This is a genomic window from Rickettsia massiliae MTU5 (assembly GCF_000016625.1).
Lineage (GTDB): Bacteria > Pseudomonadota > Alphaproteobacteria > Rickettsiales > Rickettsiaceae > Rickettsia > Rickettsia rickettsii.
Genome location: NC_009900.1, coordinates 743,792 through 760,907, shown reverse-complemented (window position 1 = coordinate 760,907; position 17,116 = coordinate 743,792). Strand labels below are relative to the sequence as shown.

Here is a 17,116-nt window from a genome sequence, read left to right as displayed (position 1 = left end):
TCATAATAAGCAGTTTAAAATCTATATAAAGAAATAGTCATTTTTTTTTAACATGTAAAATTTTTAGACATACAATAGTTCTAAAGTGACATGTTTCAGTACTACTTTAATTAGAGCATTATATTTTCAAGACAGGCTCTTAGTAATTGGTTATTATTACCTCATCGGACGTTTTATTATGTTCAGGCATAGAATATTTAACCTTAATAATACTAATATTAAAATTTTTATATAAGTTTCTAATAAAGGGAGTATTACTATTAGAAATCATTATTTTAACATTTTTATCATTGAGCTCTAGAGCAAAATCTTTAAGTCTCGTTTGCTCATTTTCATCAAAGGGTAATCTGGTATAAAACTTCTCACCTGATTTATGATAAGGAGGATCAAAATAAACAAAATCATCTTTTTGTGGTTCAATGAAAGAAAAATCCATAGCACAAATAGATGTGCCAGCTAAAAGCTGACTACACTGTTTTAATCGAGAAGCAATATCAGATTTACTATAATTCCTACCAGAGAAAGTTTGAGCTGGCTTTCCATCAACATTAATCCGGTAAATGCCTTTAAATGAATATCTATTAAGATAGATAAATCTTGCAGTAATTTTTGCTGGATCGTTACTATCATTATTACTGCTAACTTGATAATAATGTTCTTTAGAGTGTTTTTCTTTATAGGAGTCTAATAGTTTACTGACCTTATCTGGATTCCTCTTAACCGCGTTATAGCTAGTTACTAGCTCTAGATTAATATCAGATAAATAGCATTGTTTAAATTTATCTCTAACTTGAAAAAATAAAGCACCACCTCCAAGGAATGGTTCATAGTAATTATTTAGTAGTGATGGAAGAAACTTAATTAATTGATCGGTAATTTTTCTTTTACCACCAACCCATTGTAAGAATGGTTGTGCCTTGTTTGAATTATTTACTGACATGAAATTATGATTAAAATATTTATACTATAATTATAGTATAAAATAGGCTTAAATGCCAGCAAAATACTGTATTACAAGAGATTTTCAAGGAATTCTTGGTGTTTTCTGTAGCATCATTAATGCTAGTTTTGATTTGTATGTAATAGATAAAGAGTTGAGCTAACAAACAATACAATTTAGCTCTGTCTCTTTTTTACAGCTCTTTGTTAGATTATGCAAAATTTGTCAAAAAAGCTCTCAAATCCTCTGTACTTCATGGAATAGTTAGGATATCTGTCCTTGTGAGAGCTGCATGGTGCAACTCTAGTTCAGAGGTTAAGTTTAAAACAGCAAAATTTTATCACCTTAACCTCTGAGCTGTTTTTTTTTAACTTACAACAGCAAGGAGATACTATGATAATTAATAATACAAATCAACAAAAAGATAATAATAAAGCTGAAAATATGATGCAGCAAGCTTGGATATTACAATTATCTCCTATATCTGTCACATTAATACCATCTGACCAGGAATATAGTTTTACAGGCAAACATCAAGAATTAGAGCAAGAATTACAAAAAGCAAAGCATGAACTAAAAGAATCTAATATATTTAAGATAGATTTAATTAAAAATATTAGTAATAAATTAGATATATCATGTAATGAAATGCTCTCTGAGCTACTTACACTTTATGGAGTAGAAACAGATTCTAATAAGAAGAATTCCTTATCTAATATTGTCATAGATTGTGCTAGGGGACTATTAGATTATTCTCATAATCTTGTTAATTTGCTGCAACAAGATACTAAATTAGTTCCCATAGATCTACAAGCTTTCGATCTAGAGCAATTAGTAAATGAAACTGTTGATAAAATTATACCAGAAGCTAAGGATAAAGGTTTAGATCTTTTTTGTAATTTTCAGTACGATATAGCTAAGATTATTATTGGAGATAGTTACTGGATAAAGGCAATATTAGAACAATTAGTAGCTAATTCAGTTAAATTTACTAAAGAAGGCAAAGTTATTGTGACAATCAATCTATTTCCTACTACTATAGAAGAAGATAATAAGGAGATGGTACTACAACTTATCATCCATGATACAGGTATTGGTATGCCTGAAGAAATACAGCGATATATTAGAGATAAGAATACTGAATTTGATTCTGCAACTGGGTATAAAGGATTAAAATTAGGACTTAGCTTTGTTAAAAGACTTATCCATAAAATGCATGGAGATATTGAGGTAGAAAGCGAACAAGGTAAGAGTACTACTGTTACATGTAATATACCGGTAACGTTGCCTATATATCATCAATAATTACTAAATAACTTAAAGTCTTGTAAAATAAATATTTACAAGACTTTACTTCAATATCTATAAAACTATAGTCCTGGTAACCATGCTGTAGTAAAAATATCTTGACTATTATTAGTTTAGTTAACTAAACTAAAGGGATGAGTACAGAATGACAAAATATGGTTAAAAATCAAGTTAATTGTAAATATGAGGAGTCTTTAAATTGTTATTATAGTGAAAGATTATTACAAAAACTTTTACTACTAAATAAATATGCAACAAATAAGATAGATTTTGATCAAGTTGCTAAGGCTATTTACTATGCCAAAAAATATCATGCTGGACAAAAACGAAAAACTGGAGAATTATTTTACACTCATACTTTAGAAGTTGCCTATATGGTATCTGATTATTTATTTAGAACGGATATCATAGTAACTAGCATATTGCATGATTGTATTGAAGATACGTTACTTACTAAAGAAATTATTATAAAAGAATTTGGTCACAAAATTGCCAATCAAGTTGAAGATTTAACCAGAATTAAGAAAGATTATAAGATTAGTGCCGTAGAAATGGTTAAGATATTATATATCCAAAAGAAGGATGATTTATTACTAATTAAGTTATTTGATAGACTGCATAATATGCAAACAGTCAGAGCTAAGTCTCTTGACAAGATTTGGCAAACAACCTCTGAAACTCTGCAAATATTTTTAGCTTTAGCTGCTTACTTAAAAATACCTGAGGTTGCTAAGCAATTAGAACAACATTGTTGGAACGTGATATTCAATTATAGGATCTTACAAAACAAACTATTATTACAAACTGCATTCTGATAAATTAAGATAATAAACACCTATCCTATAATTTTTGATCAAAAATATCTTTGCCAGTTTTTATCCATTGAGTTTGCACATTTGGAGATTGCGTTAGTTCATTGCTTAAAGAAATCAGAGCCCCAAATAAAGCATTATTAGGCAAATTATCTAGCTTTGCTTTAACCACTAAACCACCTATTTCTATTAAACGACGCGTGCGAGCTTTTCTTTCTTGAATCTTAAGTTTTCCTTCTGCAGTAATAATGCGAGCTTTCTTGTGTTCTAATTTTAATCTTTGTTTAATGATACTATCCATATGTAGATCTAGTTTTATTATTATTCAAGTATTTACTGTTTACATTCATGAATACTTAATAAATTTTAGGAGTCAAATGAATTTTAGAATTAAGTCAATAAATATAAATTTACAAAACAGATTTATATGTAATAGTTCAATTTTGCGTAAATTAATTTCTATTTTTGATTTCTTAAAACGTAGTGAGAAGGAAATTAAGTTAAATGATAAATTAATAGCAAAAGAACTATCAGAAGCTGCTAGTTAGTTTACAATTGAAGATAACAGTAAAATTAGTAATGCTACTATAACATTTAAAACAATTTGCTATGTTTAAAAACCCTAGAAGATTACAACGTTTATATTCTAATGTTTTATATTTAATATTTAAGGAGTCCACATGCCATATAAGCTAAAACTTAGAAACTCTGCTAATCAAAATATATCCCCAAAAATACTAAAGAGAAAACAAGGATCTGAGCAAGAAGGGCCAGAAGTAAAAAAGTTACGCAAACACTCATTAGCAGATAATTCAGAATTAGTTATTTCTGGCATTACTAATATTACACCTATGAAGAGAGTATATGATACTAGTTTTCAGGACTTTAGTACTTCTAATTTGGATTGCAAGTTAAGTGACTCTCCAATCTATTATACAATAAAAAGACCACGCTATACCGATTCAGATCGTCCTCAAGATAGTGTAGTTACATGGAAGACTGATTTAGTAACTAGCACTCCTCGTACTACACCTAATACAAAGAAATTATTCTTTATTGATCATGATAAATCTAAACAAAATGCAATTGATGATAAAATAATCCTGTTAAATAGTCAAAATCAAGAACAACACAAAGGTCAAACTACAAAGGAAAATTTAGGTAAAAAGTACGATGTGCCTGGAGATGGTAATTGTCTTTTTTGGTCTATTTTCTTTGGCTATTTACTTCCGGTAAAAAATGATATTAAGGAGTTTGCAACACGATGTAGTAAGATACTCCCAAGGCATAATATAGAAGAAGTAAAACAATATTGTAATTATCTAAAGTTAGAAAGCTTAAATACTATAAATAGGAATGAAACTATAAATAGTAATGAAACTATTGGGGCACTTATACAAGAATTACGTAAAAGGGCATATGAAGAAGTTAAAGTCAGACCAAATATACATGGAACTCCTACAAAAAAAGATAAGATGCATAATGAATGGGCACAAATAATGCAAAATGCTCAATATAATAATGATAATGTCATTAGTGACGAATTTTGGGGAGAAGAGAAAGGTTTAAATGCATTAGCACACTTATTAGATATTAATATTAATGTAGAACCAACTGGTCAAAAATACCCATCCCAGTTGAATGAATATAATAAGGATACTGGAAAGCAGACTCCGTTAAAAGTTAAATCTAATATTACAATAACATTATCATTAGAAAATAATCATTATAATTTTTATTATAATGATTTACAACACAACATACCTTTTAATATAAATAATGATTCAGGAATAGGAGATTCATTTAATTTATCTGCTGAAGTAGATGATCTTACAATTGTCGAGGAGATAAAATCTACTAAAGGACTGAAACATCTTTCTATATGTAATAAAGATAATATAGCAAAAAGCATAAAGTATGCTGATGTAGATAGAGTAATTCCAGATCATAATGTGAATGATCATATAAAAAATACATCTTCACCTAGAAAAAGAAAATTCCTCTTAGAGCAAGAAAATATTCCCCAGAAAAAAGTATATAACATTCAAGAAAATGTGATTCAGATTAATGTTAAAGAAAATGATTTTACTAACACTAAAACCTCTACACGACACTTCAAAAAAAGCAAGCAATCTAACCAAGATATTGATTATAATAAAGTACCAGTAATTAAATACAAAAATTCAGCCGATTTAAATAATATCCTATCCCAAGAGGTGAACAAGAATTCAACAAATAGTAACAGTAATACAGAAGAATACCAAAAGCGTTTAACTGAAGAATTAAATATTATCAAACAATTTGATTACGCAGAAAATTTTTTAATAGCAGCAAATATAGTAAAAATTTGTCAATATTTTGATATTAGATATCAACTGATAGGATCAGCTAATAGTTCGTTGGTAGCTAAAGCGTTAAACATCCATACAATAAATCCAATTGAGCATCAATTATTGTTTGAGGTGTTTTTAAGTGATGATCGTCAACCAGACTTTGATTTTTATATAGATAGTGAACAAAGACATATTATATGTAATTATTTAATAACGCATGCTTATCAAGGTAGAGCTGGTTGGATGATGAAGAAAAATAATTCGCTGCATCAAAGTGCAATTGGTATAAAGCCAGTTAATAGTAATTTAGCAATTAAGAATGGAAATTTTACTGATTATAATAAATGTACAGATATAAAAGGGTTTATAAAGTTCGATTTGTTGTCTTCTAAAGAATTGTATAAATTTAACCAAGTTTGTAAACAACAAACAGATGTAACAAAAAGAGATAGTCTTAATGATGCAAAAACTTATCAGTTAATAGCAAATGGTGATGTGCAAAATCTATTTCAAATCAGTAAAATGGGTAAAGTATGTAAGGAACTACATCCCACATGTTTTAATGATTTGGTAAATCTATTAGCAGTGAATAGATCCATTCCTCAGATACGTAATACAAATATAAATATTTTAGCTGGCAAACAACTTAGCTCACTTATTGATCCCTTAAGTGTGTTTTCATCAACTAAAGGGGTAATCTTGTTCAAAGAACAAATTATGCAAGCTGCTAATAGATATTTTGGAGTAAATGTTAAAAATACTTATCAATTCCTCAAAGATTTAAAAGATAAAAAAATAGGTAAAGATGAAAAGAAACAATATATTAAAAAGGCAAATATTTTTACAGATCAAGCAGATCAGTTATTTACTGAATTACAGAAAGCAAGTAGTAGTGTTTTTAGCAAGGCCCATGCAATATCTTGTGCTAAGATTATTTATAACTCAGCTTATGTTAAAGCTCATTACCCTGAATTATTTAAGCAAGTATACAATCCTCCAGATAATTTAGTAAGAAGAAAACTGCCTAGTACAGATTCATTGATAACTCTGGATGATGAAGTAGATAATACATTAGATAATTCTACATGCGATCAGAATAACGATCAAGCAGCAAATGATTCTATACGAAAAAGCTGTATTTCACTTGGAGTTTTATATCAGCTGGAATTATTAATGTTAATCTTGAATCGTGTAAGCCATCAACATGATTTTTTATTAGCAACTGAAGAAGTTAGTACTGGTAAATTTGATGATATAACGATTCGTTATCAAAGTCAAAACAAGGGTATTTATATACAGGCCAAATATATAGATGTAGAGGAAGCATATAATAGTATTGGTAGCACTAAATTATTCCCTAAAGGAAAACGGCAACATACTGCAATGTTTTCTATTCAAAGGTACTTTGAGTTTTTTGTCAAAGAAATAAATAATGGAAAACTTTCAGATGCAGAATATTTGATTATTTACACTAACGCAAATCTTGATACAAAAAAAGATATATTAAAAAGTTTTTTTTTAGAACATTATAATATTAAAGTTGATAAGAAAAACATTGATGGAGAAGAATATAAAATTTTACGAGACCTTTTATACATAAAGAATGCTTCGAATATTAATAAAAAACAAGGCTTTTATAAATTATCACAGGAATCAAAAGGCAAAATTTTAAAATTATTAAAATGTCCTGATCATGATAAAAAGTTAAAAGATAGTTTTTTAGATAAACTAATATTAGCAGTTAATCAACCTAATGTACGAGAACTTATAGATGTTATTGAAAGTGAAATGGTTCAAAATAATGAATTGAGTAAAGATAGTTACAATATCTTACAAGACAATATATTTTCTTGGGCAGCACAGAGTAAAGGGTACTATATTACAGAAAAAAATGTAAAAGAATTTTTTAAAGAAAACAAATTACCACAAGATAATGATTTAACAGAACAATATAGTAAGCATTATTGGTGTAATGCTTTAATAGCTACAACACAATATAGATTTACACTATGTACATTTCTCTTATGTCGGGGATTTATAGTACATCCATCTGATGAATTACGTATAGAGATTAAAGAAAATCAACCTCACCGTTTGAATGATATATATCTTCATGATGCAAGTAAAACTACTTATATACACATAAAATCCACCATTGAACCAGTATCCTGGGATGAGGTAATTGCTAGTATTACAAAGTACTTTAATGCTCTGATTAAAACAGCACAGAATAATGTCAAAGATAAAGATATTGTTTATTATATTAATATAAAAGAGATAGAAGAAAAGAATTTGCATGTAATAGATATTGAAAATTCAGAATATCAAACTTTAAAAAATTATTTGTATATAAATAATAAGTCAGAAGAATCTGGTTTTTATCAATTGTCACAGGAAGCAAGACAAGAAATTTTAGAACAATTAAAGAATAAGACAGATTTTATTAAACTGAAAAAGATATATAAGCAACTATTTAATAAATTGGTATTAGCAGTTAATCAACCTAATAGCATAGAACTAAGTAGCATTATTAAGTTAGAAATGAAGCCATACTATGACCTCAATATTAATTATACCACATTGCAAAAAGCTTTATTAAGTTGGTTGGTATCATATGATAGAAATCACGATATTTCAAATAATAATTGGGAGAATTTTATTACAGAAAAAAGTAATAAAATAGCAAATCAATCTATACATAGTATCGATAATAGAATCAAGAATGCATTTGTTAATGCTATAGTCGGTGATACAGGAATATGTAATTTTAGAGATTTAAGGGATTTTTTGAAGACAGAAGAAGGAAATACTATGTTTAATGTTTTTCATCAAAATAAAATTGAACATCATGTATCCAGTATTTTAAGTAATACAGGAGCAAATGTTAAAAAGATTTTTAAAGAATTTTATAATATTTTATTTAACAAAGATGGACAAAAAACAAATTTATTAAAGTATTTTACAGAAGATAGGACAGTATTATGTAGTATATCTAGTATGTTATGTGGTGCTGGAGCTAAAGCTCCTGAGGCTTTAAAAGCTTTACATGATATGCTAAGTACTACCATACCTAATGGAAAGCAAACCTATTTACAGTTCTTTGTAAAAAAGAAAATAATGCCTAATATATCTAGTATGTTATGTGGTGCTGGAGCTAAAGCTCCTGAGGCTTTAAAAGCTTTACATGATATGCTAAGTACTACCATACCTAATGGAAAGCAAACCTATTTACAGTTCTTTGTAAAAAAGAAAATAATGCCTAATATATCTAGTATGTTATGTGGTGCTGGAGATAAAGCTCCTGAGGCTTTAAAAGCTTTACATGATATGCTAAGTACTACCATACCTAATGGAAAGCAAACCTATTTACAGTTCTTTGTAAAAAAGAAAATAATGCCTAATATATCTAGTATGTTATGTGGTGCTGGAGATAAAGCTCCTGAGGCTTTAAAAGCTTTACATGATATGCTAAGTACTACCATACCTAATGGAGAGCAAACCTATTTACAGTTCTTTGTAGAAAAGAAAATAATGCCTAATATATCTAGTATGTTATGTGGTGCTGGAGCTAAAGCTCCTGAGGCTTTAAAAGCTTTACATGATATGCTAAGTACTACTATACCTAATGGAGAGCAAACCTATTTACAGTTCTTTGTAGAAAAGAAAATAATGCCTAATATATCTAGTATGTTACACGGTGCTGGAGCTAAAGCTCCTGAGGCTTTAAAAGCTTTACATGATATGCTAAGTACTACCATACCTAATGGAGAGCAAACCTATTTACAGTTCTTTGTAGAAAAGAAAATAATGCCTAATATATCTAGTATGTTACACGGTGCTGGAGATAAAGCTCCTGAGGCTTTAAAAGCTTTACATGATATGCTAAGTACTACCATACCTAATGGAGAGCAAACCTATTTACAGTTCTTTGTAGAAAAGAAAATAATGCCTAATATATCTAGTATGTTATGTGGTGCTGGAGATAAAGCTCCTGAGGCTTTAAAAGCTTTACATGATATGCTAAGTACTACCATACCTAATGGAGAGCAAACCTATTTACAGTTCTTTGTAGAAAAGAAAATAATGCCTAATATATCTAGTATGTTACACGGTGCTGGAGCTAAAGCTCCTGAGGCTTTAAAAGCTTTACATGATATGCTAAGTACTACCATACCTAATGGAGAGCAAACCTATTTACAGTTCTTTGTAGAAAAGAAAATAATGCCTAATATATCTAGTATGTTATGTGGTGCTGGAGCTAAAGCTCCTGAGGCTTTAAAAGCTTTACATGATATGCTAAGTACTACCATACCTAATGGAGAGCAAACCTATTTACAGTTCTTTGTAGAAAAGAAAATAATGCCTAATATATCTAGTATGTTATGTGGTGCTGGAGATAAAGCTCCTGAGGCTTTAAAAGCTTTACATGATATGCTAAGTACTACCATACCTAATGGAGAGCAAACCTATTTACAGTTCTTTGTAGAAAAGAAAATAATGCCTAATATATCTAGTATGTTAAACGGTGCTGGAGCTAAAGCTCCTGAGGCTTTAAAAGCTTTACATGATATGCTAAGTACTACCATACCTAATGGAGAGCAAACCTATTTACAGTTCTTTGTAGAAAAGAAAATAATACCTAATATATCTAGTATGTTACACGGTGCTGGAGCTAAAGCTCCTGAGGCTTTAAAAGCTTTACATGATATGCTAAGTACTACCATACCTAATGGAGAGCAAACCTATTTACAGTTCTTTGTAGAAAAGAAAATAATGCCTAATATATCTAGTATGTTATGTGGTGCTGGAGCTAAAGCTCCTGAGGCTTTAAAAGCTTTACATGATATGCTAAGTACTACCATACCTAATGGAGAGCAAACCTATTTACAGTTCTTTGTAGAAAAGAAAATAATGCCTAATATATCTAGTATGTTATGTGGTGCTGGAGCTAAAGCTCCTGAGGCTTTAAAAGCTTTACATGATATGCTAAGTACTACTATACCTAATGGAGAGCAAACCTATTTACAGTTCTTTGTAGAAAAGAAAATAATGCCTAATATATCTAGTATGTTACACGGTGCTGGAGCTAAAGCTCCTGAGGCTTTAAAAGCTTTACATGATATGCTAAGTACTACCATACCTAATGGAGAGCAAACCTATTTACAGTTCTTTGTAGAAAAGAAAATAATGCCTAATATATCTAGTATGTTATGTGGTGCTGGAGCTAAAGCTCCTGAGGCTTTAAAAGCTTTACATGATATGCTAAGTACTACCATACCTAATGGAGAGCAAACCTATTTACAGTTCTTTGTAGAAAAGAAAATAATGCCTAATATATCTAGTATGTTATGTGGTGCTGGAGCTAAAGCTCCTGAGGCTTTAAAAGCTTTACATGATATGCTAAGTACTACCATACCTAATGGAGAGCAAACCTATTTACAGTTCTTTGTAGAAAAGAAAATAATGCCTAATATATCTAGTATGTTAAACGGTGCTGGAGCTAAAGCTCCTGAGGCTTTAAAAGCCTTAATCACAGTATTAAGTAATCCTATCAAAGATAATGGAAAGCAAACCTATTTACAGTTCTTCGTAGAAAAGAAAATAATGCCTAATATATCTAGTATGTTACACGGTGCTGGAGCTAAAGCTCCTGAGGCTTTAAAAGCCTTAATCACAGTATTAAGTAATCCTATCAAAGATAATGGAAAGCAAACCTATTTACAGTTCTTCGTAGAAAAGAAAATAATGCCTAATATATCTAGTATGTTAAACGGTGCTGGAGCTAAAGCTCCTGAGGCTTTAAAAGCTTTACATGATATGCTAAGTACTACCATACCTAATGGAGAGCAAACCTATTTACAGTTCTTTGTAGAAAAGAAAATAATGCCTAATATATCTAGTATGTTAAACGGTGCTGGAGCTAAAGCTCCTGAGGCTTTTAAAAAAATATGTGATATCTTATTGAAATCTTTGGTATGTGATACAGAAATAGATGATGATGATGTAGAACAACTATATAATGATCTAAGTAATATATTCAATAATGGAAAAAAAGGAGCAAAAATTCTCAATGATTTAAAAGATTTAATCAAGAATTATAAGAATTATGAGGATATTGGTGGAGTAATTTATAAAGAAGGTAAAGGAATGGATTTAGAGTCTATAAAATATAATATACAATTAATGCGAGAATTAGGGCTACAAATTGATCCAGTACTTGATACAATAAGTATTAAAAGAGTGATATCACATTATAATCAATATTTAAGTATTTTACTAATTAAAGGAGATAATAATGCTCATGCTGCAGTTTTTTTGAAAAAGGATGACATTATATCAATAATTGACCCACTTAGTACTAAATCAGAATTTAGTGATAGTTTAGAAGAAATAATGAAGGATATTATAGATTCGGGAATTAAAGTAAATATTCTTTATTCTGGTTTGCAACAAGTTAATTCTAGTACATGTGTAGATATATCATTGATTCTAATAAAAAATATAGCAGATGGTTTATCAGACATTAGATTAGAAAAAGATATAGTAAAAATTATAAGCAATGTAAGAGACATGACATATAATATGTTATCCGAAGAAAATCAAGAAAAAATAAGTTTACAGGATAAAAAAGAAGAAAATAATAATTTTCAAGAGCATATTAACCATGAAAATAACGTCGCTATATTCTCAGAATTAATAGCAGAAGTTAATTATTTTCATGATTTATGTTAGGCCTAGGATTGTATAAGTTGCATACATGCGTATGCTTATTTGGAAAGATTTCCTTTAGAACAGATCCTATTATTAAAGTAAGCGTCTGGTAAAGGCTTAGCATTACCCATAAGTTTCTATATCTCTATTCCAACTAAAATCTTGTAATCACTAACCATATTCATCAACCTAGTCCACCCACGCCATAAGCTTATAATACCAGGTGGATGATCACGGTTTCTACCAATATACCCACCCAATTTAGCAATCAATTTAATTGCTTCTTTAGCTGATAACTCTTTAGGTGGATTAGCACCATTATTAAACCTTTTAAATAACAACTTCTGTTCTAAAGGAGTCAATACTTGACTACAACTAGCATTTTGATCGTTATTAAATTTTCTGGATAACCAAAAAATTCTCCATGCTACTATACTTTTCATAGTAATATACTTTATTAATCTTTCTCGCTCTCGTAATTGTGCTGCTTCAACAGAGCAGCCAGACTTAAGTATTTTATGAAAAATTTCTATGCTCCATCTTCGAGTATACCAATTGACTTTTTCTATAGCTTCATCTGTTGTATTAACTTTAATATTACTAATCAAAAGCCAATTTATAGCTTCTGCTCCCTCAGGAGGATTATCTTCTTTTGCTATTATGCCCCATAACTTTAAATTTGCTAACTCCTTACCATCCTTATTGCATGTTCTACTTGGTGGTGGTGGAAGGGTAAATTCGGCAAACGAAATGGATAAAGTTGCCTCTCTATATTTTACATCTTTATTAATTTGAAATTTAATACTTGTTTTTAACATTTCTGGTAATGAGTGAAAATAATCAAACAGTTTATATTTTGGTTTTTCTCTCCTTTTCTGCTTATTGATAGCTCTGTTTTCTTTTGCACGAATTAAAAACTTTATATTTTTTTCATCACAATATTTATACATCTCATAAATATCCGCTTCTCTATCAGCAATGTGTACTATTTCTTTATCTACTATATTTAGATTGTTAATATCTCTAATCGCTTCAATCCATCGATAACTTTCTTTCTCCTGAATTGGCTTTGTATGCACATACTGTTTAGTTAACATGCCTCTCTCAAAATGGTTGATAGTTGCTCGTCTAACGAATTTTTGATTCAATAATCCAAGTGGAACACCTGATTCATTTAATGCTAAGCTGTTATGTAATATCAGACCTAAACTTCCATCTTTACCTTTTTGTGCTCGAAACACTCTGTCCAAGCTATCGTTTTTTACTCTATTTTTATACTCAATGTAAGTAGTGTCATGTATCACTAAAATTTTTTCATGCTCATTCCTTATTCTATTATCAACTGTACTAATTATATGATTCTTAAGGATTGCATATGCTTTAATTTTTTTATTGCTAAAAAATCTGTAACAGGCTTTTATCGATGACCAACTTTCAAAACATGAAGAAATATTTGATTGAGCTTGTTGCATAAATTTTTTAAAAATATACTTAAAACGTTTCACCAATCTCATATCTCTAAAACTTATATCACCAAATTCTTGCTCTATCCAACATAAATCTGTTGCTTCCATATTACACCTTTAATTTTAGTTAAAAAGTGTATTCTATTACAGTCAGGACTTCCGAAAAATATTAAAATCATTGCTTTTTAGCAACAAGCTTATTGATACCAAAATTTTAAGTGAACTTTATACTATCAAGGTTTTATAAATTTTCTCATAATTGAACTAATTATACCTTTTCTTACCATATCTGCATTTTTGCGGAAGTCCTGACAGTTTATAGTTATCTTCCTACTATTTTTTTTACTTATGGGTAATGCTAAGTGTTATTAGAATCATTACAACAAAGTCACAGTAAGGATTGGCAACGTTGTGCACGAGGTATCATTTCTTTGCGTAAGGTCTATAGTGACGAATTAATAGATAAAGCCTGTCATAGAGCATTACATTACGGTATAAGTTCTTACTCTAAAATTAAAAATATCTTAAACAGTAATGCAGTAAACTTACCATTATCGGAGTTTGGGGGCACATATGCAGAACTTGCTTAATGATTTACGAAACTTTAGATTATCAGGAATAGTTAACAGTCTGAATGACAGGCTTGTCTATGCACAAAATAATAAGCTAGGATTTAAAGAATTTCTATCGCTATTATGTGAAGATGAAAAATCCAACCGTAAGGACAATAACTATCGTCGCCGTAGAATTGCTGCTAAATTACCAGCAACCAAGAATCTAGAAGAGTTTGATTTTAGCTTTCAACCAAGTATTGATGCCGGAGTAATAAATGATCTATCCACGTGCAGCTATATTAATGCTAAGGAAAATATAATACTAATTGGTGACTCAGGAACTGGTAAAACTCATCTAGCTATTGGGCTAGCATTAAAAGCTTTAGCACGAGAATACTCTGTTTATTTTACTACAGTATCAGATATGCTTTATAATTTGCATATCGCTAGAGCAGATAATAGCTATCATAAAAAAGTTAAACAATTACTGTCTTTTGATTTATTAATTTTTGATGAGTTAGGATTTAAGCAGTTACCAAAACATTCGGTGGATGACTTTTTTAATATTATTGCCAAACGGTATGAAAATAAATCTGTAGAAGTCAAGATTTAATCTTACAGACACTATAAATTTTGCACCTGATTGTCAGTTAAATTTTGACTGTCAGATATATATTCAAGATACAAGATTTCATTATTCTTTTCAACAGCTAATTTCTTACTATCCTTAAAAGTTTGCATAGGAGTTTTTCCGTAACAATATTTACCAGAATGAGGTCTTTCATTATTGAAATACTCTAGCCAGATATCAAGATCTAATTGTAGGTCATCAAGATCTGTATAAATCTTTTTCCGCATAGCTGTATCAAAGAATTCTTGTTTCATGGTTTTGTTAAAACGCTCACACATACCGTTTGTTTGAGGAGAATATGCTTTAGTAGTAGTATGCTCTATACCTTCGATACTTAGAAACAACTCAAAAGCATGATGCTCTATATTTCCCTTATATTCTGACCCACGATCTGTAAGAATACGAAGTATTGGTATCCCTTGAGTCTCATACCATGGTAACACTCGGTCATTAAGCATATCAGCAGCAGTTAGAGCTGTTTTATCAGTATATAGTTTAGCATCAGCTACTCTGCTGTAGCTATCAATAAATACCTGAGAATAAACCTTACCTATACCCTTAAAATTGCCTACATAGTATGTATCCTGGCATCCTAGATACCCTGGATGCTGCGTCTCAATTTCTCCATCAGCTTCTTTTTCATTACGACGCTTCTCTAGCACTTGTAATTGAGCTTCAGTAAGAACAATACCATCCTGAGCCATCTTTGCTTCTAATGCTTTAAGCCTTTTACTGATATTGTTTAAATCATTACGTAACCAAATTGATCTCACTCCTCCAGGTGATACAAGTATACCCCTCTTCTTAAGCTCATTTGATACTCTTAGCTGACCATATGCTGGATATTCTATTGCCATATCCATTACTGCTTTCTCTATCGCTGGATCAACTCTATTCGCTATTATTGGCTTTCTTCGACTAATTTCATACAATGCCTCTTCACCACCAGTTTCATACAGTTCTTTAAATCTGTAATAACTATCTCTACTATAGCCCATCGCTTTACATGCTGATGATATGCTACCAAGGCTCTTAGCTAATTCAAGTAATCCTAATTTTGGCTTTATTATTTTTTGATTTAAGTTCATTGTGACCTTCCATTTTTTTATCTGTATTTGTTAATACATTATTTACATTAAATGTAAGATCAAATGTCAACTACTACACATGCTCATATATTAATCATCAAAGGCAAAAGTTATCGTATTAATAAATCTAAATCTGGAGGTAATATGGCATAAAAAATTTTAAGTAAGTTGGTCCCTTGAAAATACTATAAGTAAGTAGAACAGAACCTATTTAAAATAATAAGATTTTAAATAGGTAATGATGAACAGAAAATATAGACACTTATCTCGAGAAGAGAGATATGAGATAAAAAGAATGTATGACCTAGGAGTCAGTATTAACAAGATAGCGCAACATCTTACGAGGTCTAAAAGCACTATTAGTATGGAGCTAAAAAGAAATAAGGTAAAAGATAAGTATATGCCTTGTGTTGCTCAGGAAAAATACGAAAACAGGATGTATCAGCAAGAGTTATTAAAAATAGAAAAGAACCCTATGTTGTTAGATTATATTAAAAATGCTATGATTCGTAAGAAATGGTCGCCGGATGCTATAGCCGGAAAGTTAAAACTAGACCAAAATACCGCTTTGTATATCAGTACAGAAAGTATATATAGATTTGTTTACACTTCTGCAGTAGCAGCTAAATTAAAGTTATATAGCTATTTACCTTCTAAAAGATATAAAAGGCAAGAAAGAGGGAAGAGGCGTCAAAGGATCATTATACCACAAAGGATCTCAATAGATCAGCGTGATGCAATAGCTATGAAAAAGGTAGAAGTAGGGCATTTTGAGGCAGATCTTACATTTCATAAAGGTAATCAAAGTATGAATATTGGTGCACTGGTGGATAAAAAGAGTCAAAAGATTATTTTAGTGCTGAATAACTCCAAGAGAGCTAAAACAGTTACCACTGGTTTCTTAAGAAAGATAAAAACTCTTCCAAATAGTGTGAGAAAGACTATTACTATGGATAATGGCAAAGAGTTTGTAGGGCATGTTGCCTATAGACTATCTGGGTTTCAAACTTTCTTTTGTGATCCATACCGCCCTAGACAAAAAGCATTAGTGGAAAAAATGAATTCTATGATTCATAGAATTTTACCTAAAAATACAGATATTACAACCGTTACACAAAGAGGTCTTGACAATGTTGCTGAGATTTTAAATAACATGCCAAGAAAGATTTTTGGTTATAAAACACCCAATGAAATTTGGGCAGAAAATTTATAGGTTTTGTTCTACTTAGTCCTTGAATTTTCACCTTTTTGACGTAATTTACTGGTCCCTTTC

Annotated in this window: 11 protein-coding genes; 7 read left to right on the top strand and 4 right to left on the bottom strand. The window is 30.1% G+C overall.

Translation table 11 applies throughout. The features are described from left to right. Positions 1 to 139 precede the first annotated feature (139 nt). Entirely contained in the window at positions 140 to 940 is an 801-nt protein-coding gene (locus RMA_RS04030; protein WP_012152871.1) for a DNA adenine methylase, read from the bottom strand. Positions 941 to 1,333: 393 nt separating this feature from the next. Here RMA_RS04030 and RMA_RS04025 point away from each other — a divergent pair, with 393 nt between their 5' ends. Together RMA_RS04025 and RMA_RS04020 are read left to right on the top strand one after the other, a co-directional pair. Continuing rightward, entirely contained in the window at positions 1,334 to 2,245 is a 912-nt protein-coding gene (locus RMA_RS04025; protein ID WP_041404724.1) for a sensor histidine kinase, read from the top strand. 158 nt (positions 2,246 to 2,403) lie between these two features. Continuing rightward, positions 2,404 to 3,063, top strand: coding sequence for an HD domain-containing protein (locus tag RMA_RS04020; protein ID WP_012152869.1), 660 nt, complete (start codon positions 2,404 to 2,406; stop codon positions 3,061 to 3,063). Positions 3,064 to 3,088: 25 nt separating this feature from the next. Here the strand turns inward: RMA_RS04020 and RMA_RS04015 are convergent, their stop codons facing one another. Next, entirely contained in the window at positions 3,089 to 3,361 is a 273-nt protein-coding gene (locus tag RMA_RS04015) for a conjugal transfer protein TraD (protein ID WP_041404723.1), read from the bottom strand. Positions 3,362 to 3,437: 76 nt separating this feature from the next. Between RMA_RS04015 and RMA_RS09895 the strand changes: the two genes are divergently transcribed. Next, positions 3,438 to 3,608, top strand: coding sequence for a hypothetical protein (locus RMA_RS09895; protein WP_187145872.1), 171 nt, complete (start codon positions 3,438 to 3,440; stop codon positions 3,606 to 3,608). Positions 3,609 to 3,740: 132 nt separating this feature from the next. Then, positions 3,741 to 12,125: a hypothetical protein gene (locus RMA_RS04010; protein ID WP_012152867.1), complete on the top strand. Its 8,385-nt coding sequence runs from the start codon at positions 3,741 to 3,743 to the stop codon at positions 12,123 to 12,125. A gap of 116 nt (positions 12,126 to 12,241) precedes the next feature. On the opposite strand, the gene RMA_RS04005 is transcribed toward RMA_RS04010, so the two are convergent. Next, entirely contained in the window at positions 12,242 to 13,678 is a 1,437-nt protein-coding gene (locus RMA_RS04005) for an IS4 family transposase (protein ID WP_012152866.1), read from the bottom strand. Positions 13,679 to 14,001: 323 nt separating this feature from the next. On the opposite strand from RMA_RS04005, the gene RMA_RS04000 reads away from it, so the two are divergent. Both RMA_RS04000 and RMA_RS03995 read left to right on the top strand, forming a co-directional pair. Then, positions 14,002 to 14,160 (top strand): hypothetical protein, encoded by a 159-nt coding sequence (locus RMA_RS04000; protein WP_238375382.1) that lies wholly within the window; start codon positions 14,002 to 14,004, stop codon positions 14,158 to 14,160. Next, on the top strand, positions 14,144 to 14,737 hold the full coding sequence (locus RMA_RS03995) for an ATP-binding protein (protein ID WP_049749363.1): 594 nt from the start codon (positions 14,144 to 14,146) through the stop codon (positions 14,735 to 14,737). The genes RMA_RS04000 and RMA_RS03995 overlap by 17 nt, the downstream gene beginning before the upstream one ends. An 11-nt stretch (positions 14,738 to 14,748) precedes the next feature. Here the strand turns inward: RMA_RS03995 and RMA_RS03990 are convergent, their stop codons facing one another. Further along, on the bottom strand, positions 14,749 to 15,843 hold the full coding sequence (locus RMA_RS03990; RefSeq protein WP_041404634.1) for an IS481 family transposase: 1,095 nt from the start codon (positions 15,841 to 15,843) through the stop codon (positions 14,749 to 14,751). A gap of 238 nt (positions 15,844 to 16,081) precedes the next feature. Between RMA_RS03990 and RMA_RS03985 the strand changes: the two genes are divergently transcribed. Beyond that, positions 16,082 to 17,056: an IS30 family transposase gene (locus RMA_RS03985; RefSeq protein WP_012152864.1), complete on the top strand. Its 975-nt coding sequence runs from the start codon at positions 16,082 to 16,084 to the stop codon at positions 17,054 to 17,056. The last annotated feature ends 60 nt before the right edge of the window (positions 17,057 to 17,116 follow it).

Excerpts from the sequence above, each read along its gene's own strand:
- RMA_RS04030 (WP_012152871.1), bottom strand. The coding sequence starts at position 940 with ATGTCAGTAAATAATTCAAACAAGGCACAACCATTCTTACAATGGGTT.
- RMA_RS04005 (WP_012152866.1), bottom strand. The coding sequence starts at position 13,678 with ATGGAAGCAACAGATTTATGTTGGATAGAGCAAGAATTTGGTGATATA.
- RMA_RS03990 (WP_041404634.1), bottom strand. The coding sequence starts at position 15,843 with ATGAACTTAAATCAAAAAATAATAAAGCCAAAATTAGGATTACTTGAA.
- RMA_RS04015 (WP_041404723.1), bottom strand. The coding sequence starts at position 3,361 with ATGGATAGTATCATTAAACAAAGATTAAAATTAGAACACAAGAAAGCT.
- RMA_RS09895 (WP_187145872.1), top strand. The coding sequence starts at position 3,438 with ATGAATTTTAGAATTAAGTCAATAAATATAAATTTACAAAACAGATTT.
- RMA_RS03985 (WP_012152864.1), top strand. The coding sequence starts at position 16,082 with ATGATGAACAGAAAATATAGACACTTATCTCGAGAAGAGAGATATGAG.
- RMA_RS04020 (WP_012152869.1), top strand. The coding sequence starts at position 2,404 with ATGGTTAAAAATCAAGTTAATTGTAAATATGAGGAGTCTTTAAATTGT.
- RMA_RS03995 (WP_049749363.1), top strand. The coding sequence starts at position 14,144 with ATGCAGAACTTGCTTAATGATTTACGAAACTTTAGATTATCAGGAATA.
- RMA_RS04025 (WP_041404724.1), top strand. The coding sequence starts at position 1,334 with ATGATAATTAATAATACAAATCAACAAAAAGATAATAATAAAGCTGAA.
- RMA_RS04010 (WP_012152867.1), top strand. The coding sequence starts at position 3,741 with ATGCCATATAAGCTAAAACTTAGAAACTCTGCTAATCAAAATATATCC.